The sequence below is a fragment of the Streptomyces iconiensis genome (assembly GCF_028657195.3).
Lineage (GTDB): Bacteria > Actinomycetota > Actinomycetes > Streptomycetales > Streptomycetaceae > Streptomyces > Streptomyces iconiensis.
Window position 1 is genome coordinate 1 of sequence record NZ_JANCPR020000017.1, and the last position, 20431, is coordinate 20431.

The 20431-nt window shown below is 72.3% G+C and carries 17 protein-coding genes and 1 pseudogene; 11 read left to right on the forward strand and 7 right to left on the reverse strand.

The window, feature by feature from the left end; genetic code table 11:
* The first annotated feature begins 126 nt into the window (after positions 1–126).
* The 11 genes from trpB (at position 127) to NMN56_RS18215 (ending at position 12027) form a co-directional block, all read left to right on the forward strand.
* A complete protein-coding gene (trpB, locus tag NMN56_RS18165; RefSeq protein WP_274041736.1) occupies positions 127–1365 on the forward strand; it encodes a tryptophan synthase subunit beta in 1239 nt (412 codons plus the stop codon).
* Positions 1362–2180: a tryptophan synthase subunit alpha gene (trpA, locus tag NMN56_RS18170; protein WP_274041735.1), complete on the forward strand. Its 819-nt coding sequence runs from the start codon at positions 1362–1364 to the stop codon at positions 2178–2180. Before trpB ends, trpA begins: the two co-directional genes overlap by 4 nt.
* Positions 2181–2304: 124 nt before the next feature.
* Positions 2305–3045, forward strand: a complete 741-nt coding sequence (locus NMN56_RS18175; RefSeq protein ID WP_274041734.1) for a DsbA family protein — start codon at positions 2305–2307, stop codon at positions 3043–3045.
* Positions 3046–3115: 70 nt separating this feature from the next.
* Positions 3116–4246, forward strand: a complete 1131-nt coding sequence (gene lgt, locus NMN56_RS18180; RefSeq protein WP_274041733.1) for a prolipoprotein diacylglyceryl transferase — start codon at positions 3116–3118, stop codon at positions 4244–4246.
* A 131-nt stretch (positions 4247–4377) separates the two neighbouring features.
* Positions 4378–7416, forward strand: coding sequence for a Na+/H+ antiporter subunit A (locus NMN56_RS18185; RefSeq protein WP_274041732.1), 3039 nt, complete (start codon positions 4378–4380; stop codon positions 7414–7416).
* Positions 7413–8048 (forward strand): Na(+)/H(+) antiporter subunit C, encoded by a 636-nt coding sequence (locus tag NMN56_RS18190; protein WP_274041731.1) that lies wholly within the window; start codon positions 7413–7415, stop codon positions 8046–8048. The genes NMN56_RS18185 and NMN56_RS18190 overlap by 4 nt, the downstream gene beginning before the upstream one ends.
* Positions 8049–8103: 55 nt before the next feature.
* Positions 8104–9903, forward strand: a complete 1800-nt coding sequence (locus tag NMN56_RS18195; protein ID WP_274041730.1) for a Na+/H+ antiporter subunit D — start codon at positions 8104–8106, stop codon at positions 9901–9903.
* Entirely contained in the window at positions 9900–10484 is a 585-nt protein-coding gene (locus NMN56_RS18200; protein ID WP_274041729.1) for a Na+/H+ antiporter subunit E, read from the forward strand. Before NMN56_RS18195 ends, NMN56_RS18200 begins: the two co-directional genes overlap by 4 nt.
* A complete protein-coding gene (locus tag NMN56_RS18205) occupies positions 10484–10789 on the forward strand; it encodes an MrpF/PhaF family protein (protein ID WP_274041945.1) in 306 nt (101 codons plus the stop codon). Before NMN56_RS18200 ends, NMN56_RS18205 begins: the two co-directional genes overlap by 1 nt.
* On the forward strand, positions 10786–11160 hold the full coding sequence (gene mnhG / locus NMN56_RS18210) for a monovalent cation/H(+) antiporter subunit G (RefSeq protein ID WP_274041728.1): 375 nt from the start codon (positions 10786–10788) through the stop codon (positions 11158–11160). Before NMN56_RS18205 ends, mnhG begins: the two co-directional genes overlap by 4 nt.
* A 126-nt stretch (positions 11161–11286) precedes the next feature.
* Positions 11287–12027, forward strand: a complete 741-nt coding sequence (locus NMN56_RS18215; RefSeq protein ID WP_274041727.1) for a VIT1/CCC1 transporter family protein — start codon at positions 11287–11289, stop codon at positions 12025–12027.
* Between the two features lie 37 nt (positions 12028–12064).
* On the opposite strand, the gene NMN56_RS18220 is transcribed toward NMN56_RS18215, so the two are convergent.
* The 7 genes and pseudogenes from NMN56_RS18220 to NMN56_RS18250 form a co-directional block, all read right to left on the reverse strand.
* On the reverse strand, positions 12065–12913 hold the full coding sequence (locus NMN56_RS18220; protein WP_274041726.1) for an HpcH/HpaI aldolase/citrate lyase family protein: 849 nt from the start codon (positions 12911–12913) through the stop codon (positions 12065–12067).
* Complete coding sequence (locus NMN56_RS18225) at positions 12910–14145, reverse strand: CaiB/BaiF CoA transferase family protein (RefSeq protein WP_274041725.1); 1236 nt, start codon at positions 14143–14145, stop codon at positions 12910–12912. The genes NMN56_RS18220 and NMN56_RS18225 overlap by 4 nt, the downstream gene beginning before the upstream one ends.
* Positions 14142–15080: a ribokinase gene (gene rbsK / locus NMN56_RS18230; RefSeq protein WP_283742493.1), complete on the reverse strand. Its 939-nt coding sequence runs from the start codon at positions 15078–15080 to the stop codon at positions 14142–14144. Before rbsK ends, NMN56_RS18225 begins: the two co-directional genes overlap by 4 nt.
* Positions 15081–15158: 78 nt before the next feature.
* A pseudogene (locus tag NMN56_RS18235) lies at positions 15159–16532 on the reverse strand (ADP-ribosylglycohydrolase family protein); the annotation flags it as partial.
* 325 nt (positions 16533–16857) lie between these two features.
* Positions 16858–18033, reverse strand: coding sequence for an ADP-ribosylglycohydrolase family protein (locus NMN56_RS18240; RefSeq protein ID WP_274041724.1), 1176 nt, complete (start codon positions 18031–18033; stop codon positions 16858–16860).
* Positions 18030–19313, reverse strand: a complete 1284-nt coding sequence (locus NMN56_RS18245) for an ADP-ribosylglycohydrolase family protein (protein ID WP_274041723.1) — start codon at positions 19311–19313, stop codon at positions 18030–18032. Before NMN56_RS18245 ends, NMN56_RS18240 begins: the two co-directional genes overlap by 4 nt.
* A complete protein-coding gene (locus NMN56_RS18250; protein WP_274041722.1) occupies positions 19310–20323 on the reverse strand; it encodes an ADP-ribosylglycohydrolase family protein in 1014 nt (337 codons plus the stop codon). The genes NMN56_RS18245 and NMN56_RS18250 overlap by 4 nt, the downstream gene beginning before the upstream one ends.
* Positions 20324–20431: the final 108 nt, after the last annotated feature.

The window sequence follows — 20431 nt, forward strand, 5'->3', positions numbered from 1 at the left end:
CTCTAGGACTCCCCCCGCCCGTATCGGGGCCTGCCCTGGAGTGGGGTGGGGCGGGCATGATTTGGGGGCTTTTGGGGATTGGGTGAGACGTCCTGTTGGGGTCAACATCCTAGGAGTGGTGTCGGTATGTCCGACTTTTTTATTCCTGATCCGCAGGGTCAGATTCCTAGCGCGGCCGGTTATTTCGGCGCGTTCGGCGGCAAGTTCATTCCCGAGGCTCTGGTCGCTGCCGTGGACGAGGTGGCGGCCGAGTACGAGAAGGCGAAGGCTGATCCCGCCTTTGCCGCGGAGCTGGACGAGTTGCTCGTCAACTACACGGGGCGTCCCAGCGCCCTCACCGAGGTACCGCGGTTTGCGGAGAATGCGGGTGGGGCGCGGGTCTTTCTCAAGCGGGAGGACCTGAACCACACCGGCTCGCACAAGATCAACAATGTGCTGGGGCAGGCCCTGTTGACCAGGCGCATGGGGAAGACCCGTGTGATCGCTGAGACGGGAGCCGGGCAGCACGGGGTGGCTACGGCTACGGCGTGCGCGCTGTTCGGGCTCGAATGCACCATTTACATGGGTGAGATCGACACCGAGCGGCAGGCGCTGAACGTCGCGCGTATGCGGATGCTCGGTGCCGAGGTCATCCCGGTGACGTCGGGGAGCCGGACGCTCAAGGACGCCATCAACGAGGCGTTCCGCGACTGGGTCGCGAACGTGGACCATACGCACTATCTGTTCGGCACGGTCGCGGGGCCGCATCCGTTCCCGCAGCTCGTGCGGGACTTCCATCGGGTGATCGGGGTCGAGGCGCGGCGGCAGATCCTGGAGCGGGTCGGGCGGCTGCCCGATGCCGTGGCCGCGTGTGTGGGGGGCGGGTCGAATGCGATCGGGCTCTTCCACGCGTTCCTGGGCGATGCGGCGGTGCGGCTGGTCGGGTTCGAGGCCGCGGGGCACGGGGTGGACTCGGGCGAGCACGCCGCCACGCTGTCCATGGGAGAGCCGGGCATTCTGCACGGGTCGCGTTCGTACGTTCTGCAGGACGACGAGGGGCAGATCACCGAGCCGTACTCGATCTCGGCGGGGCTCGACTACCCCGGCATCGGCCCCGAGCACGCCTATCTGAAGGACAGCGGGCGCGGCGAGTACAGGTCCGTCACCGATGACGAGGCCATGCGCGCGCTGCGGCTGCTCTCCGAGAGCGAGGGCATCATCCCCGCCATCGAGAGCGCGCACGCGCTGGCGGGTGCGCTCGAACTCGGCCGTGAGATCGGTTCCGGGGGACTCGTTCTGGTGAATCTCTCCGGGCGCGGTGACAAGGACATGGACACCGCGGCGCGGTACTTCGGGCTGTACGACGGTGAGGGGGAGAGCAAGTGAGTGGTCTGCAGAGGGGCGCGCTGCTGGATGCCGCGCTCGCCGGTGCCAAGGCCGAGAACAGGGCCGCCCTTGTCGGCTACCTTCCCGCCGGGTTCCCCACCGTCGAGGGCGGTATCGCGGCGTGCACGGCGCTGCTGGAGAGCGGGTGCGACGTGGTCGAGGTCGGACTGCCGCACAGTGACCCCGTCCTGGACGGGCCCGTCATCCAGACCGCCGACGACATCGCGCTCAAGGGCGGGGTGCGGATCGCGGATGTGATCCGTACGGTCCGTGAGGCGCATGCCGCCACGGGCAAGCCGGTGTTGATCATGACGTACTGGAACCCGGTGGACCGGTACGGGGTCGAGCGGTTCGCCGAGGAACTGGCCGACGCGGGGGGCGCCGGGTGCATCCTGCCCGACCTGCCCGTCGAGGAGGCCGACGGCTGGCGGAAGGCGGCCGAGCGCTGGGGGCTGGCGACGGTCTTCGTCGTCGCGCCGAGCAGCCAGGACGGCCGGCTGGCACGGATCACCGCGGCCGGCAGCGGCTTTGTGTACGCCGCCTCGCTGATGGGCGTCACGGGGACGCGGAAGTCGGTCGGGCGTGAGGCGCAGAAACTCGTCGCCCGTACCAGGGCGGTGACTTCGCTGCCCGTATGCGTCGGGCTCGGGGTCTCCAACCCCCAACAGGCAGCCGAGGTCGCCGAGTTCGCCGACGGGGTGATCGTCGGCTCCGCCTTTGTGAAGCTGTTGCTCGCAGCAGACTCGCTGGACGCGGGGCTCGCCGAGGTGCGGGCGCTCGCCGGGGAGTTGGCGGTCGGCGTGCGCAGGAAGTAGCCCGGGCCCGGTCCCGCCGCTGCCTGCTCGTCGGGGCAGGGCGGGGCCGGTAAACCCACTTTTGGGTGAAATGGTGGACGTTCGGGCTCGCCGTCGCCGCGCGGTCTCGTTGGCCCCGGGTGTGATGAGCCAGAGGAACAGTGAAGGCAAGCAGACGGCCCGCGAGCGGCTGCGTGCGGAGCAACAGCGGGAGAAGGCGGCGGCGAAGCGCCGGCGGACGATGAAGGTCTCGGGGATCGTCGTCGGTGTGCTGGTCGTCGCAGGTGCTGTCGGTGTGACCGTCGCGAGCCAGGGCAACGGCGGGGGCGGCGACGTCCAGTCGGCGAAGCCGATCACCGTCGGCAAGGCCGGCGCGGCATCGAAGCTGACGGTCTACGAGGACTTCCGCTGCCCCGCGTGCGGGCAGTTCGAGAACCAGTACCGCGGCACCGTCCGGCAGCTGGAGAAGGCGGGCAAACTCAAGGCCGAGTACCACCTGGTGACGCTCATCGACCAGAACATGGGCGGCAGCGGCTCGACGAAGTCGGCGAACGCGGCGGTCTGTGCCCGGGACGAGGGCAAGTTCTCGCAGTACCACGACGTGCTCTTCCAGAGCCAGCCCGAGGAGCAGGACGACGCGTTCGGGAGCAACGAGCGACTGCTGGATCTGGCCGGGAAGGTCGACGGCCTGTCCAGCCCCGCGTTCGAGAAGTGCGTGCGGAGCGGCAAGTACGAGAAGTGGGTGAAGGCGTCCAACGAAGCCTTCACCAAGACGAAGCACCGGGGAACGCCCACCATCCTGCTGGACGGCAAGGACGTGTACGGGAATCAGTCGGATCCGCTCACTCCCGACAAGTTGAAGAAGAAGGTGGAGGCGCGCGGCTAGGGCCGTTATGGAGCCGTTGTGCGGGCTGATTGCAGGGGGTGCGGCTCGGCACGGTAGCGTCGGGGACGCCATGGAGACCCTTGCCTTTATCCCTAGTCCCTCGGCCGGTGAGATTCACCTCGGGCCGCTTCCGCTGCGCGGTTATGCGCTCTGCATCATCCTCGGCGTCTTCGTCGCGGTCTGGCTCGGCGGGCGGCGCTGGATCGCCCGCGGCGGGCGGGCCGGCACGGTCGCCGACATCGCCGTATGGGCCGTGCCGTTCGGCCTCATCGGCGGCCGGCTCTACCACGTGATCACCGACTACCAGCTCTACTTCGGCGAGGGCCGTAACTGGGTTGACGCGTTCCGTATCTGGGACGGCGGCCTGGGGATCTGGGGTGCCATCGCGCTCGGCGCCGTGGGCGCCTGGGTCGGCTGCCGTCGCCGGGGCATTCCGCTGCCCGCCTACGCGGACGCCGTCGCACCCGGCATCGCCCTGGCCCAGGCGCTGGGGCGCTGGGGCAACTGGTTCAACCAGGAGCTGTACGGGCGTGCCACCGATCTGCCCTGGGCGCTCAAGATCGACCCGGAGCACCGGCCCGTCGACACCCCCGACCTCGCGACGTACCACCCGACGTTCCTCTACGAGTCGCTGTGGTGCGTCGGTGTGGCGATCCTCGTCATCTGGGCCGACCGCCGCTTCAAGCTCGGGCACGGACGGACCTTCGCGCTGTACGTCGCCGCCTACACCGTAGGTCGCTTCTGGATCGAGTACATGCGGGTGGACGACGCGCACCATGTGTTCGGGATGCGGCTCAACAACTGGACGGCGATTGTCGTCTTCCTCGCCGCCGTCGCAGCCATCGTGATCTCGGCGAAGAAGCACCCGGGGCGTGAAGAGGTCGTCGAGCCCGCTGAGGAGGAGTCCGAGGAGCCAGGGAAGGGCGCTGCCGCGGACAAGTCCTCCGGGCCCAAGAAGGCCGCTGCCGGGTCGAAGAAGGGCGCTGACGAGCCCAAGAAGGCCGCTGTGTCCGGCAAGTCCCCGGAGCCGGAGCCTGAGGCGGCTGCCGGGTCGGCGGGGAAGTCCTCCGGCGCCGGGGAGTCCGCCGAGTCGGGGAAGTCCTCCGGCGCTGCCGCCGATGCGGGCGAGGAGCCGGCCGGGGGCCCGGCCGACGACGCGTCGGCGTCGGGCAGCAAGGCCGTGGACGGGTCCAAGTCGTAGTGTCCTCGCGGGCGCCGTTGTCCTTGTCGTAGGGGCGTCGTTACCCGCCGCCGTGGCCATGTGCCGCTGCGGCGGGGAGGGCCGGGCACCGCCTGCCCGAATTGCGCATATATATGTGCAATTCTCTGTGCGTGCTGTGGTTGATCGTCGCCCACTTCGCGACCGCGTGCTGTGCCGGGCCACTTGTGCGGTGGCTCGGCCCCCGTGCGTTTCTGGCGCTCGCGTTGGTGCCCGCAGCCGCCGCCGTGTGGGCGGGGACGCGCTACGGCGAGGTGGCCGGCGGGGGCGTGGTCACCGAGCACTGGCCGTGGATCGCGGCACTCGGTGTGCACCTCTCGCTCAGGTGTGATGCGCTCGCCCTCCTGATGGTGCTGATCGCCGGGGGCATCGGCGCGCTGGTGATGGTCTACTGCGCGGGCTACTTCAGCTCGGGCGAACCCCGGTTGCGTGCCTTCGCCGCCTCGCTGACCGCGTTCGCCGGGGCGATGCTCGGGCTGGTGCTGGCCGATGACCTGATCGTGCTGTACGTGCTGTGGGAACTCACCTCCGTCTTCTCGTTCCTGCTCATCGGCCACGGCGCCCAGCGCAGGACCAACCGGCGTGCGGCGCTCCAGGCGCTGCTGGTCACCGCGTTCGGCGGGCTCGTGATGCTCGTCGGGTTCCTGATGCTGGGGCAGGCAGCGGGCACGTACCGGATCTCCGCGATGGTCGCTGAGCCGCCTCAGCCGGGTGGCCTCGTCTCGGGCGGGGTGGCGCTGGTCCTGGTGGGGGCGCTGTCCAAGTCCGCCGTATGGCCGTTCAGCTTCTGGCTGCCGGGTGCCATGGCGGCCCCCACGCCCGTCTCCGCCTATCTGCACGCGGCGGCCATGGTCAAGGCCGGGGTCTATCTCGTCGCGCGGCTCGCTCCCGCCTTCGCCGACATCGTGCCGTGGCGCGCGATGGTGCTGGCACTGGGCGCCGTCACCATGCTGCTGGGCGGCTGGCGGGCACTGCGGGAGACGGATCTGAAGCGGCTGCTCGCCTTCGGAACGGTCAGCCAGCTCGGCTTCCTCACCCTGGTCGTCGGCGACGGCAGCAGGGAAGCGGCCGTCGCCGGTGCCGCGATGGTGCTGGCGCACGCGCTGTTCAAGGCGCCGCTCTTCCTCGTCGTCGGGATCATCGACCAGGCCACCGGGACCCGGGACCTCAACAGGCTCTCAGGACTGGGACGTTCGCTGCCGTGGGTGTGTGCGACGGCGGTGCTCGCGGGGCTCTCGATGGCGGGAGTGCCGCCGCTGTTCGGATTCGCGTCGAAGGAACTGACGGTCTCGGCGCTGCTGCACGGAGGCGCGGCCGAACTGTGGGCGCTCGCAGCCGTCGTCGCCGGTTCCGTGCTGACGACCGCCTACACCCTGCGCTTCCTGTGGGGCGCGTTCGCCGCCAAGGGCGGCTCTCCGCCGCTGGAGCCGGTGACCGTGCCGCGCGGTACCCGTACGGGAGCCCGCACGTTTCTGCCCGCCGCCGGGTGCGCGCTGTGCGGGCTCGTGCTGGGGCCGGGCGCCGCGTGGCTGGACCGGCTGGTGGGGCGGTACGCTGCGGCGTTCCCCGCCGAGGGGCCGCCTCTCCATCTCGCGCTGTGGCACGGGTTCGGGCCGGCGCTGGGCCTCTCGGCGCTGACCTGGGTGCTCGGCGCTCTCGTCTTCGCCGCTGCACATCCCCTGGGGGTGTTCGGGGACAAGCTGTCGCAGTTCGACGGTGACCAGGTGTTCGCACGGGCGCTGTGGAACCTGGAGCGGCTCTCCCTCCAGGTCACCGGAACCGTGCAGCGCGGCTCCCTGCCCGTCTACCTCGGTACCGCGCTCGTGGTGCTGCTCGGCTTCGAGGGCGTGGAACTCGCCGTCGACAAGCCCTGGCAGCACCTGGGGCCGCCCCGGTTGTTCGACTCCCTGCCGCAGCTCGTCGTCGCGCTCGGTGTGAGCACCGTCGGGGTGCTGTGCGTGCTGGCACAGCAGCGCATGAAGGCCGCCGTGCTCGCGGGGATCACCGGATACGGGGCCGCGCTGCTGTACGTGCTGCACGGTGCGCCCGACCTGGCGCTGACGCAGTTCGCCGTGGAGACCGTCTCGTTGATCATCTTCGTGCTCGTGCTGCGCAGGCTCCCCGCGCGCTTCCCCCGCCAGAACAGGAGCTGGCGGCCACGGCGCATGGTGCAGCTCGTCTTCGCCGTCGCCATGGGCACCCTCGTCTCCGGGCTCATCTACCTCACGCTCGCCGCCCGCGTCGCCAACCCGTCGGGGCCGGAGCTGGCGACGGCGACCGAGCACGAGAACCTCAAGAACGTCGTCGCCACCACCCTCGTCGACCTGCGGGCCTGGGACACGATGGGGGAGTCGGCCGTGCTGGCCATCGCTGCCGTCGGCGTCACCAGCCTCGTCTATCTGCGCCGCCGCGCACGCGTGCCCGTCGCGCTGCCCGTACCCGGCTCCCCTGGCCCGGGCGGCTCGCGCTTCCCGGCTCCGCTGGTGCCGGGGTCGGCCAGCGTCGCGCTCGATGACACGGGCGCCCGGCGGGCCGCCGTCGGCCGGCTCGACGCGTGGAAGCTGCCCGCGCGGCCCGACGCGCTGCAGCCACGCGGCTCGGCCGTCGCGCCCCGGCGCACCTGGCTGGCGGCGAGCGTGACCCTGGCCCCCGAGGGGCGCTCGGTGATGTTCGAGGTGATGGCGCGGCTCGTCTTCCACCCGATCGTGGTCCTCTCGCTCTACCTGCTCTTCTGCGCCGGGAACCTGCCGGGTGGCGGCTTCACGTCCGGGCTCGTGGCGGGGCTCGCGGTGGCCGTGCGGTATCTCGCGGGCGGCCGGCTCGAACTGGCCGCCGCCGCCCCCGTTGACGCGGGGTTCCTGCTCGGGCTCGGGCTGCTGATCCTCACCGTGACCGGGCTCGCCGGGCTCCTGCTCGGGGGCAGCGTGCTGGCGTCGGGCACCGTGCACGCCCAACTCCCGCTCATCGAAGGCTTCCACGCGGCCAGCCCGGTCCTGTTCGACACGGGTGTCTATCTGCTGGTGCTCGGTGTCGTCCTGGACATCCTGCGCAGCCTCGGCTCCGAGATCGACCGGCGCATGGAACGCGAGCGCGCCAAGAAGGCGCGCGAGGGCCAGGAGCGGCGCGGGGGCCAGGAGGGGGCGGGCTCGTGACGGCGACGTTGGCGCTGGTGGTCTGCGGCGGGGTGCTGTTCGCCTCCGGTACGGCGCTGCTGCTGGCGCGGCCCCTCACCCGCATCCTGCTGGGCGCCGTACTGATCGGCAACGGCGTCAATGTGCTGGTGCTCACCACCTCGGGCCCCGCCGGTGAGTCGGCGCTGCTCTACCCGGACCTCGACTGGCGGCAGATGGCCGACCCGCTGCCCCAGGCGTTCATCCTCACCGCCATCGTCATCACGCTCGCGCTGACCGCCTTCCTCGTGACCATGGCGTACCGCTCCTGGCAGCTGTCCGGCAACGACGACGTGCCCGACGACGACGAGGACATCCGCGTCGTGCGGCGTGCCGAGTATGCCGACGAGCGCGAGCGGCTGCGGGCCACCTACCGCGAACGCCGGCACGAGTACCGCGCGCTGGCACACGACGAGGAGGAGCGCGAGGCGCAGGAGCACAGCAGCGCGTACCAGAAGCTCGGCCGCGCCCGCGACCAGTACCGCCAGATGCGGCGCAGGGCGCGGGCCGAGGCGCGCGCCTTCCGCGCCCGCCAGGCACGCGCCGAGGAGACGGCGGAGGAGACCGAAGGGGAGGACGATCCGTGGCAGACGATCCTGGGCGCCGACCGGTGAACCGGCAGGCGGCAGGCGGCCTCCGGGCCGGCGGGACGCGGACGGGAGCGGCGCGGTGAGCGGCGGGGCACAGCCGTCGGACGCCGCGGCCTTCGCCTCGGCGCTGGTGCCGCTGCCGGTGATCCTGCCGCTGTGCGCCGCCGGTCTGAAGCTCGCCATCGGGGCCAGGCTGGGGCGCGTGCAGCGGTTCATCAGCGCGGCCGTGCTGCTGACCGTGCTGATCGTCTCGCTGGTGCTGCTCATCGCCGCCGACCGGCACGGGCCGCAGGTGATGTACGCGGGTGGCTGGCCGCCGCCCGTCGGCATCGTGCTGGTGGCCGACCGGCTGTCGGCGCTGATGCTGGTGATCTCCTCGGCCGTGACGCTGTGCGTGCTCATCTACTCCGTCGGGCAGGGCATGGCCGACAACGACGAGGCCACACCGCTGTCCGTCTTCCACCCCTCCTACCTGGTGCTGGTCGCGGGGGTCTCGGACACCTTCCTGGCCGGTGACCTGTTCAACCTCTACGTCGGCTTCGAGATCATGCTGACCGCCAGCTATGTGCTGCTGACCATCGGCGGCACCATCGCGCGCATCCGCGCGGGCGCGACGTACGCGGTGGTCTCGCTGCTGTCCTCGGTGCTGTTCATGGCCGCCGTCGGGATGGTGTACGCGGCCACGGGCACCGTCACCATGGCCGAACTGCCGGCGCGGCTCGACGAGTTGCCGCAGGGCGTGGGTTCCGTCATCCAGATCGCGCTGCTCGGTGTCTTCGGTATCAAGGCGGCCGTCTTCCCGCTGGCCGCCTGGCTCCCCGACTCGTATCCGACGGCGCCCGCGCCCGTCACCGCTGTCTTCGCCGGGCTGCTGACCAAGGTCGGTGTCTACGCGATACTCCGCACCCAGACGCTGCTCTTCCCCGGCGACCGGATCGGGGACGTACTGATGGCCGTCGCGCTGCTGTCGCTGATCGTCGGCATCCTGGGAGCCGTCGCGCAGACCGACCTCAAGCGGCTGCTGTCCTTCACCCTCGTCAGCCATATGGGCTACATGGTCTTCGGTATCGCGCTCGCCTCGCACGACGGCATCGCGGGCGCCGTCTTCTATGTGGCGCACCACATCACCGTGCAGACCACGCTCTTCCTCGTCGCCGGGCTCGTCGAACGCCGCAGCGGCACCACCGACCTCCAGAGCCTCGGCGGACTCGCCACGCTCTCGCCGCTGCTGGCCGTCATCTTCTTCATCCCCGCGATGAACCTGGCCGGTATCCCGCCGCTCTCCGGGTTCCTGGGCAAGCTCGGCCTGCTGCGCGCGGGCGTCGACGAGGGCGGAGTGCTGACGTATGTGCTGGTCGCCGGCGGTACGGTGACCAGCCTGCTGACCCTCTACGCCCTGGTCAAAGCCTGGAACCTCGCCTTCTGGCGGGCCGCCACACCCGAGATGTGCGCCGTGGGCACCGTCCTGGACACGGCGGAGGGCGACTCACCCGAGGAGGACGGGGACGGGGACGGCGGCGGGGACGGGGACGGTGCAGTCGGCGGGGGGAGCGGCGGGGGCGGCACCGCGGACGACGGGTCCGGAACGGGGCGCGGGAGCGGAGGTCCGGCGGAGACGCCCGCCACCGACTGGGACGGGGTCGGGCCGGGGCGCAAGGAGACCGTGCTCGCGGGGCGCAGGGTGACCGCGACGTTCGGGGGCCAGGAGATCACCACCAGCAGCACGCTGCCCACGAGCATGACGGGCGCGACCATCGGCCTCGTCGTCTTCGGGATCGCCTTCACGGTGCTGGCGGGACCGCTGTTCGGGCTGACCGACCGCGCGGCCGGTGAACTGATCGCGCGAACCCCCTATGTGGAGGCGGTGATGAAGAGTTGACGGCACCCCAGCGGCTGCCCCAGTCCAGCAGGCTGCGCGCAACCCAGTGGCCGATGGTGCTCGGCCTGACCCTGCTGTGGATGCTGCTGTGGGGCGACCTGACCCTCGCCAACCTGCTGACAGGGGTGGTGATCGGACTGCTGGTCGTCTTCCTCTTTCCGCTGCCGCCGATCGAGAAGCAGGCGCGGCTCCATCCCGTCGGCATCTTCTGGTTCGTGGCGCGCTTCGCCGTCGACATGGTGGTCTCCAGCTGGCGCCTCAACCGCTACATCGTCGGCCCGGGCAAGCCGCCCTGCGCGGTGCTCGGAGTACGGATGCGCTGCCCCGGCGACCTGATGCTGACGGCAACGGCCGTCGCCGTCTCGGCCGTTCCCGGCAGCACCGTACTGGAGGTGCACCGCAGGTCGGGCACCCTCTATCTGCATGTGCTCGGCGCCGGAAGCCAGGAGCAGCGCGACCGGGCACGGCGCGACGCGCTGCGGCTGGAGGCACGTGTCGTACGGGCCTTCGGCACCCGGGCCGACATCGCGTCCATCACGGCATCCGAGGCGGCGGAGGAGGTGTTCGGACCGTGGACGTGATGATCGCGGTGATCGCGGGGCTGCTGCTCGCCGCCGGGCTGATGGTGACCCTGCGGCTGACGCTGGGCCCCTCCACACTGGACCGCGCCGTCGCGCTGGACGCGCTCATCTCGGTGGCGATGGCGGGCATCGGTGTCCATACCGCCGTGCGGCACACCGCGTACTACCTGCCCGTGCTGCTGGTCCTCTCGTTCCTGGGGTTCACGGGCTCCATCGGCGTCGCACGGTTCATGGCCCTGCGCGACGAGGCGGGCACCAGCGACGCGGACTCCAGCGAGGAGACGGGGGAGGAGAGCACCGCGTGAACTGGATCAGGGTGGCCGATGTGGCGGGGCTCGTCTTCATGTTCGCCGGTGCGCTGCTGTGCCTGCTGGCCGGTATCGGGCTGCTGCGCCTGCCCGACGTGCTGACGCGGCTGCACGCTGCGACCAAGCCGCAGTCCTTCGGGCTGCTGCTCGTACTGATCGGGACAGGGCTGTGGCTGCGCAGCTTCGTCGATCTGAGCACGCTGCTGCTCGTCGGCGTCTTCCAGCTCCTCACCTCTCCCGTCGCGGCGCACATGGTGGGTCGCGCCGCGTACCGGACGGGCAGGCTCGATCGCGACAACCTCGTGCAGGACGAGCTGGGGGAGGCGCTCAGCCACGGAGGGCAGGACCGGCCCACCGAGGAGTCCTGATCACACCCCTGAGGAAAACCGCAGGTCAGCGCGGTAAGTACGGCCTTCCTTGCTGGCAGACGGCGTCGATTCGTGCCTATCTTCGACACCGTAAGCACCGCAGCACCGAAGGGAGCAGTACCGGCCATGTCCCAAGCCGGGGTCTCGGACCCGACGCACGCCACCCATGCCGCCCACCGCGACAACCACACCCACAGGGACGTCAACGGCGGTTGGCTGCGTCCCGCCGTCTTCGGCGCGATGGACGGGCTGGTCTCCAACCTCGGTCTGATGACGGGTGTCGCGGGCAGCTCGGCGTCCTCGCAGACGATCGTCATCGCGGGCCTCGCGGGGCTGGCCGCCGGTGCGTTCTCGATGGCGGCGGGTGAGTACACCTCCGTGGCCTCGCAGCGGGAACTCGTCCTCGCCGAACTGGAGGTCGAGCGCGGGGAGTTGCGGCGCAGCCCTGGCGAGGAGGTCAAGGAGCTGGCCGGGCTGTACGAGTCGCGCGGGGTCGACCCCGAACTCGCCATGGAGGTCTCCAGGCAGCTGCACCGCGACCCCGAGCAGGCCCTGGAGATACACGCGCGGGAGGAACTCGGCATCGACCCGACCGACCTGCCCTCGCCCACGGTTGCCGCCGTCTCCTCGTTCCTGTCGTTCTCGCTCGGTGCCGTACTTCCCGTGCTGCCGTACCTGTTCGGCGCGACGGCCCTGCTGCCGGCCGTACTGCTGGCGCTGTTCGGGCTGTTCGTGTGCGGGGCCGTCGTGGCGCGGGTGACCGCGCGGCCGTGGTGGTTCAGCGGGCTGCGGCAGCTCGCGCTGGGCGGCGCGGCTGCTGCTGTGACGTACGGGCTCGGGGCGCTGTTCGGCGTCGCGGTCGGCTGACCCCCCTTCCGGGGGACGCCCCTGTGCCGGTCGGGGCTCAGGCGCCGGTCGGGGCGTGGTCGGCGCGTGTGGCCAGCTCCAGGGTGCGGGTCGCGGCGGCCACGACGGCGGCGTCGACGAAGCGGCCGTCGGGGAGCGCCAGCGCACCCGCCTCGGTACGCGCGGCCTCCACGACCTGCCGCGCGGACTCGATCTCCTCGGCCGTCGGCCTGAAGGCCCGTTCGATGACGGGGAGTTGGCGCGGATGGATCGCCGTACGGCCCAGGAAGCCCGCCGCTCTGCCCTCGGCGCAGGACGCCGCCAGGCCCTCGGTGTCGCGCACGTCCGGGTAGACCGACTGGGGCGGCGGGGCCAGCCCCGCGGCGCGGGCCGCGACGACCGTACGGCTGCGGGCGTAGGCCAGCCCGTGGCTGCCGGCGACGCCCAGGTCGGCCCGCAGGTCGGCCTCGCCCAGCGCGATACCGCACGGCGCGGGGTGCGCCGTGGCGATCTCGTAGGCGCGTTCCACGCCGAGTGCGGACTCCAACAGCGCGTACAGCGGCGGCAGTCGGGGCCCTGCCCAGTGGGCGACCCGGGCCAGGTCCGGCGCGCCCGTCACCTTCGGCAGGCGCAGACCGGCCAGTCCGGGGAGGCCGGTGAGGGTGCGCACGTCGGCCGCCGCCAGGGGGCCGTCCAGCGCGTTCACGCGTACGTGTACGGGGGCGGGCCCTGGGGCCGGGTCGGAGAGGAGTTCGGCCGTCGCGGAACGGGCGTACTCCTTGCGGTCGGGCGCCACCGCGTCCTCCAGGTCCACCAGGACCACATCGGCGCCGGAACGCAGCGCCTTCGCGACCACCTCGGGGCGGTCGCCCGGCACGTACAGCCAGGTGAGCGGGGTACCGGTCACAGCGCTCCCTCCTCGCGGAGCGCGGCGATCTCGGCCGGGTCCAGGCCGAGACCCGTGAGCACCTCGTCCGTGTCGGCGCCGTGCGCGCGGCCCGCCCACTTGATGGCGCCGGGGGTCTCGGAGAGGCGGAAGAGAACGTTCTGCATCTTCACCTTGCCCAGGTCCTCGTCCTCGATCTCCGTGATCGAACCGAGCGCGCGGTACTGCTCGTTCTCCATCACGTCCCGCACGTCGTGCACCGGAGCGACGGCGGCCTGTGCCTCCTCGAAGGCGCGTACGACCTCCGCCTCGTCGTGCCGCGCGATCCATGAGCCGACGGCCTCGTCCAGCTCCTCCGCGTGCTGCGCCCGGCCGGCGCCCGTCGCGAACCACGGCTCGTCCAGGAACTCCGGGCGCCCCACCAGGCGCAGTACGCGTTCCGCTATCGACTGTGCCGAGGTGGAGACGGCCAGCCAGCGGCCGTCGGCCGTGCGGTAGGTGTTACGGGGCGCGTTGTTCGCCGAGCGGTTGCCCGTACGGGGCTGGACGTAGCCGAGCTGGTCGTACCAGATGGGCTGCGGGCCCAGCACCGTGAGCATCGGCTCGATGATCGCCATGTCCACCACCTGCCCCGTGCCCGTACGGTCCCGGCCCGCCAGCGCCGTCATCACGGCGTACGCCGTGGAGAGCGCCGCGATCGAGTCGGCGAGGCCGAACGGGGGCAGCGTCGGCGGCCCGTCGGGTTCGCCCGTGATCGCGGCGAAACCGCTCATGGCCTCGGCGAGCGTGCCGAACCCGGGCCTGTGCGCATACGGACCGACCTGCCCGAAGCCGGTGACGCGGGCGAGCACGAGACGCGGGTTGGCCGCCGAGAGTTCGTCCCAGCCCAGGTTCCACTTCTCCAGGGTGCCGGGGCGGAAGTTCTCGATGACCACGTCGGCTTCCGCCGCCAGCTTGAGCAGTACCTCGCGTCCACCCGGTGAGGACAGATCCAGGGTGATGTTCCGCTTGTTGCGGCCCAGCAGCTTCCACCACAGGCCGATGCCGTCCTTGCTGGGCCCGTGCCCCCGGGAGGGATCGGGTTTGCGCGGGTGTTCGACCTTGATGACCTCGGCGCCGAAGTCACCGAGCATCGTGGCGGCGAGTGGGCCGGCGAAGAGGGTGGCCAGGTCGAGGACGCGCAGCCCGGAGAGGGGAGCGGCGCCGCCTGCGCCCGCGTTCATCGGGTCGCTGTCCGTGGTGCCTGCGTTCATCGTGCGGGGTTCCTTTGCTCTGCGTACGCCGTGATCTCTGCGCGCTCCGGCATGGACGACGAGGCTCCCGGGCGCTGTACGGCCAGCGCCGAGGCCGCCGAGGCCCACGCCATCGCCTCCGGCATCGGACGGCCCTCCGCGTACGCCGTGCACAGGGCGCCGACGAAGGTGTCGCCCGCCGCCGTCGTGTCCACGGCCCGCACGGGGAAGGCGGGAACGGTCAGCGGCTCGGCGCCCCGCGCCGCGTACACGCTGCCGCGCGCACCCAGCGTGACGACGACCTCGGGCACGAGGTCGAGCAGCGCGACCGCCGCCTCGTAGGGGTCCGCTCTGCCGGAGAGATCCGCCGCCTCGTGCTCGTTCGGAACCAACAGGTCGGTGGCGGCGAGCAGTTCGGGCGGCAGGGGCTGGGTGGGCGCGGGCGTCAGCACCGTACGGACGCCGCGCGCGTGCGCCGCCAGTGCCGCGGCCACGACGCCCTCCATCGGCGTCTCCAACTGGAGCAGGAGCGCGTCACTGTGCGCGATACGGTCCTCGTCCCCCGCGCCGATCCCCTTCAGCGTGCCGTTGGCGCCGGGAATGACGATGATCGAGTTGGCGCCCTTGCCGTCCACGGTGATGTGCGCCGTACCGCTGTGGAACCCGGGCGCTGTGCGCAGCCCGTCCGTGGAGACGCCCGCCTCGCCGAGCGTGGCCCTGAGCCGGGCGGCGAACTCGTCCTCGCCGACCGCGCCGATCATGTGCACCGCGCTTCCCGCGCGCGCGGCGGCGACGGCCTGGTTGGCGCCCTTGCCGCCGGGGACCGTACGGAACTCCCTGCCCGTGACCGTCTCACCCAGTGCGGGTGCCGTGGGGACGGTCGCGACCAGGTCCATGTTGGTGCTGCCGAACACCGCGAGGCTGGCCGGCCCTCCCGGCCCCGCGCCATGGCGCACGCGCCGCGCCCCGGGTGCCGGCCCGCCGCTCCCGTGCGGGGGCGCCGACCCGCCGCTCCCGTACGGGAGTTGGGCCAGAGCGGCGGTGCGGGATGCCAGGGTGTCGAAGCCGATACCGTCCAGCCCCGCGACCGTTGTCGCGAGGCGGTTGCGCAGTGGGGCCGTCCAGCGTTCCGGCAGCGCCTCCGGGCTGCCCGCCAGCAGGCCCGCCAGGGAACCCGCCGTCGCACCGTTGGAGTCGGTGTCCCAACCGCCGGACACCGTACGGCAGATGGAGGCCGTGAAGTCCCCGTCCGCATGGGTGAGGGCCGCTGCGAGGAGCGCCGCGTTGGGGAGGACGTGCACCCAGTGGTGGGTGGCGCCATAGGTGGCGTGGAGGTGGTCGACCACCTCGTCGAAGTCGTCCGAGGCACGGGCAGCCGCGATGCCCGTACGGACGGCCTCCGCGTACCGGGAACCGGGCGGGACCACCGACAGGCCCGCCTCCAGGCACGCGTGGACGTCCGGCGCCGCGCCCCCGCGCCCGGGGGACGGTGCCGCAGCCGCCGCGTGGGCGAGCGCGGCTGCCGCGAACATCTCGCCGTACACCCCGTTCGCCGTGTGGGTGAGCACCGCGTCACGCCACGCGGCCTCGGCGGCTGCGCCCGGATCGCCCGGGTGGGTCCAGCCGAAGATGTCCGCGCGGATCTGCGCCCCGATCCACTCGCGGAACGGGTTGCGGTACGAGGCGGTGCGGGGCGGCTCGACGCCGTCCAGCAGGTTGCGGTACGCGACGCGCTCGGCCGTGAACGTACGGCCTGCAGGCAGCTCGTCCAGCCACAGCTTCGCCACGTCGGCCGTGCTGAAGCCGTGACCGTGCCGCTCCAGCAACAGCAGCCCCAGGAGCGGGTAGTTGAGGTCGTCGTCCTCGGGCATGCCGTCGATGTTCTCGGCCAGCGAGGTGGGGGCCGAGCGGCGGTTCCAGGGGTGCGCCGCCGCGATCCCGGGGTCCAGGCCGCGCTCCGTGAACCAGTCGTTCAGCGGCCAGTTGCCCGTGGCAGCGGCCAGGGACCTGATGCCGGCCAGGTCCACCTTCTCGACCGGCTTGCCCAGCAGACACCCCGCGGCGCGGCCCAGCCAGGCCGCGTGCAGACGCGCTTCGAGTCCCGGCGCGCTGCGTACGGGCTCAGGCCAGCGGGCGCAGGCCGCTTTGATCGCGGCCAGGTCCGTTGGCTCGTGTTCTGCCGACGGGGTGGGCAGCGTGGCGAGTTCGTCCAGCAACTCGCTTGCCAGCGCGCGCAGTTCGGGCCTCGGTGGGGTCGGCGAGGCGCCCGCCTTGTCCGGAGCTCCGTGGCCGCCGGCTGCTCGCCAGCGCGCCGCCACGGGTGCGGTGTCGCGGCCGTCCTGCTGGGCCTGGCGCAACTCGTGCCCGACCAGGTCCTCGGGCTGGACCCAGGTGAGACGGAGATTCATGGGGTGCCTCCCGAAGTCCGGTGCGGTGAGGGTGCGCCCCGAAGGGGCGCGGGGAATTGCGCGGCCAGCCACGGCGTACCCGCGGCGAACCGCGCACCGTACGCGGCACTGGCTGCGGAGCGCACAGCGCAGCTCGGGGTGACGGCGCGTGCGGGGCGGTCGTGGTGGGTGCGGGGACGTTCCCGGCTGCGGGCTGCGCCCGGAAGGGGCGCGGGGAACTGCGCGGCCAGCCACGGCGTACCCGCGGCGAACCGCGCACCGTACGCGGCACTGGCTGCGGAGCGCACAGCGCAGCTCGGGGTGACGGCGCGTGCGGGGAGGGCGGTCATTGGGGGGCTCCCAGCGCGGCGAAGACCGCCTCGTGGGCGCGCCGCCGCTCCAGATCGCGGGCGAAGACCTCGCGGGTCACCGTCGCCAGGGAGGCGGCAGGACCTGCCAGGTCCAGGCGGCTCGCACGGGCGACCTCCCCGGCCCACTCGGCCGGAACCGCGGCCTGGCCGCGCAGCGCGCCGACGACGGCGCCGCTCATCGTGGCGATGGAGTCGCAGTCGCGCCCGTAGTTGACGGAGCCGAGAACGGTGTGGCGGAAGTCGCCGTCGCCGATGAGCAGCATGCCCAGGGCTATGGGCAACTCCTCGATGGCGTGCAGCCGGGAGGGGCGCCGGGCGCCGAGCGAGGGGTTGCGGTAGTCGGGTCCTACGGTGTCGAACGGGGCGACGGCCTCCCGCAGCGGGCGCAGCGCGGGTTCGAAGTCCGAGTAGCGGACCGCGGCCTCCGCCACCGCCTCGATGGCGGACTTCGTACCGTCCTTGGCGAGCCGCAGTGCCTCGTCCACCACGGTGGCGGGCGTGGCGCCGGGCCGGTAGGCGGCGGCGACGGCCGCGGCGAAGACACCGGCGGCCTCCCGCCCGTACGACGACTGATGGGCAGCCGCCACATCCAGGGCCTCGGCGTAGGCACCCTCGGGATTGCCCGCGTTGACGGCGCCGACAGGCGCCATGTACATCGCCGCGCCGCAGTTGACGATGTTGCCGCTGCCCGCCTCGCGCGGGTCGACGTGGCCGTAGTGCAGCCGTGCGACGAGCCACTTCTCGGCGAGGAAGATCCGCTGCAACGGGAGCGCCTCGGCCTCCAGTTCGGGAATCCAGCGCGGGGTGCCCATCAGGTCGGGCACCAGGTGGTCGGCGACGGCGTACGCGTCGAGGTGGTCGCGCGTCTTCTCGTAGACGCGTACGAGGGCATGGGTCATGAGGGTGTCGTCGGTGACGTGCCCGTCGCCCTTGTGGTACGGCGCGATGGGCCGGGCCGTGCGCCACTCGTCCTTGTGGAACGGCTCGACGATGCCCTGGACGCGGCCCCCGTGCCGTTCGGCGATGGCCTCCGGCGTCCAGCCCTCGACGGGCCCGCCCAGCGCGTCGCCCACGGCGGCACCGACGAGGCAGCCCGCGGTGCGGTCCTCCAGGGAAAGGGCCTGCGGAACATCAGATGTGGAGGTGCTCATGAGGCGTGGGGTCCTTCCAGTGGAGTGATCAGGTGGTGTGCGGCCAACTGCTCGGCCGTCTCGACGAGGTCGGCCCCAGCGAACTGCGGCAGGGAGCAGCCGGACAGCCTCCGGCAGGCGTCACGCCAGGAAGCCGGGAGCGCGCGGGCACCGCCGAGCGCTCCGGTGAGGGCTCCGGCGAGCGCCGGTGCCGAGTCCGCGACGCGTGACATGCAGGCGGCTGCCGGAACGGCCTCGCTGAGCACGCCTGCCGAGGCGGTCGCCGTGGCGAGCGCGACGGGCACGGTCTCGGCGGCTGCGATGCCGTAGCTGTAGACGTGGTCGACGATCTCGTGCTCCAGCACGGGCACGAGCGCGAAGGCGTTGCCTGGCTGGCCAGGTCTGTCGGCGACCGCGGCACGCGCGAGGGCCACGGCGTGCAGCGCGTTGCGCCGGATCTCCGTACCCTCGGGCAACTGGTCCAGCGCCGCGGCCACGGCGTCCGCGACCTCGCCGCCTGCCAGCGCCGTGGCGACGGCAGCGGCCATGGCACGTGCGCCGTGCACCCCGTCGCCGTCCTGGGTGTAGCGCGCGTCGAACTCGGCGAGCCCGGCGGCGGCTTCGGGGTCGCCGGGGTGCACGACGGCCAGCACGGCGGCACGTACGCAGGCCGCGTCGTCGAAGTAGTGCGGGTTGTCGTGGCCCGTGGCCGGGGGCCGCAGCCCTGCCGCCAGGTTCCCGAGCCCCGCGCGTACGGAGATGCGGGCGCGCAGCGGTATCTGCGCCGACTCGATCTCCTCGGCCCGTTCGGCAGCGGCGGCGACCTCGTCGGCCAGCGCGTTCCACGAGAGCGTGAGCGCCGCGCGTACCCGCTGGTCGGGCGTGAGGTCGCTGTGCCCTGCCCCGTCCGCCGAGAGCACGGCGCCGGCGGTGAAGGCGGCCCACTCCGCGTCGTCCGAGGGGCCCAGGCGCAGCGGTTCCGGCGGCTGGTTGAGCGCGATGGGTACGGGCAGCGTGGTCGTGGCGTTCTGCTCGGCGAACGTGTCGAGTTCGCGGGTCAGCCGCCGCGTCCAGTCGGGCAGCCGCGCCGCCCTGTGCCGCCCCGAGGGCCAGCCCGCCGCGTCGCCTGCCGCGAGGCCCAGCAGCAGGCCCTCGATCCGGCGCGGCCCGCCGCCCTGTGCGTCCTCCGCGTTCTCCGGACCGCCGGCCGCGCCCCCTTCGGGCCCGTCTTCGCCGGGTACGTCCTCGCCGGGCACGCCCTCTTCGGCGCCGGTTCCGGTCTCGGTCAGTGTGCAGCTCATGAGGCTTCCCGCGTGTCGTGCCGCAGCGTCAACTGGTCGGCGATCTCCCGCACATGCCGCCCCGCCATGGCGGGCAGACAGGTGCCGCGTACGGGCCGGATCGCCTCGGCCCATTCGGCGGGGATCGCGCTCTCGCCGCGCAGTGCCCCCGCCAGCGCCCCCGCGACAGCGGCCGTGGTGTCGGCGTCGCGGCCCATGTTCACGGCGGTGAGCACCGATTCCCTGAAGTCGCCGCTCCGTGCGGTGAAAGCGCCGAACGCGAGGCCAACGGCCTCCGGGGCCAGATCGGTCCAGGGGTAGCCGCCGATGACGACGGACGAGCGTACGGCCCGCTCGACGCTCAGCCGCGTGGCGTCCGGCCTGTGGCGCGCGCGGCGCGCGGCCGAGACGGCGCGCTGGAGGGAGCGCGAGGTCCAGGAGTTCTCCGGGATGACGGAGAGAGCGGCCTGTACGACGGCGTCAGGGCTGTCGCCCACCATGGCGGCGGCGACGCCCGCGGCGACGGCGCGGCCTCCGTAGATGCCCTCGCCCTCGTGGCTGATCGTGCCGTCGATCGCGACGAGCCGCGCCGCCTCGGCCGGGCGCCCGGCGGCGAACACCCCGAACGGGGCCGCGCGCATGGCCAGTCCGTCGCTCCACGCGTGTCTGTGCTGCGCTGAGATGGGAGCTGCCAGGCCCCTGCGGAGGTTCTCCAGCGTGCCGCGCTCGCTGAATCCCGCACCCTTGAAGGAGCCCTCCTGGCCGATCTCGACATCGGCGATCCAGCGGTGCCATGCGCTCTCGACGGCCTCCACGGTGAGCGCCGAGCCGTGCTCGGCCAGCAGCAGGCCGGAGAAGATGGCGTACTCCGTGTCGTCCGTTCCGGCCGGGTCGTCGGAGACGAAGCCCTCGATGCGGCCCCATCGCTCACGGATCTGCGAGGGCTTCATGTTCTCTGCGGGTGCGCCGAGGGCGTCGCCGACGGCGAGCCCTGTCATCGCGCCTCTCGCGCGGTCGCGGGTGGTGCTCATGTGGCGGATCGTGCTCTTCTCCTGTTGCGGTGGCGTGGTGGGCCGGGGCGGTGTGGGTCGAAGCGTGGCGGGGTCGGAGCGTGGCGGATCGAAGCGAGGCGGTCGGTG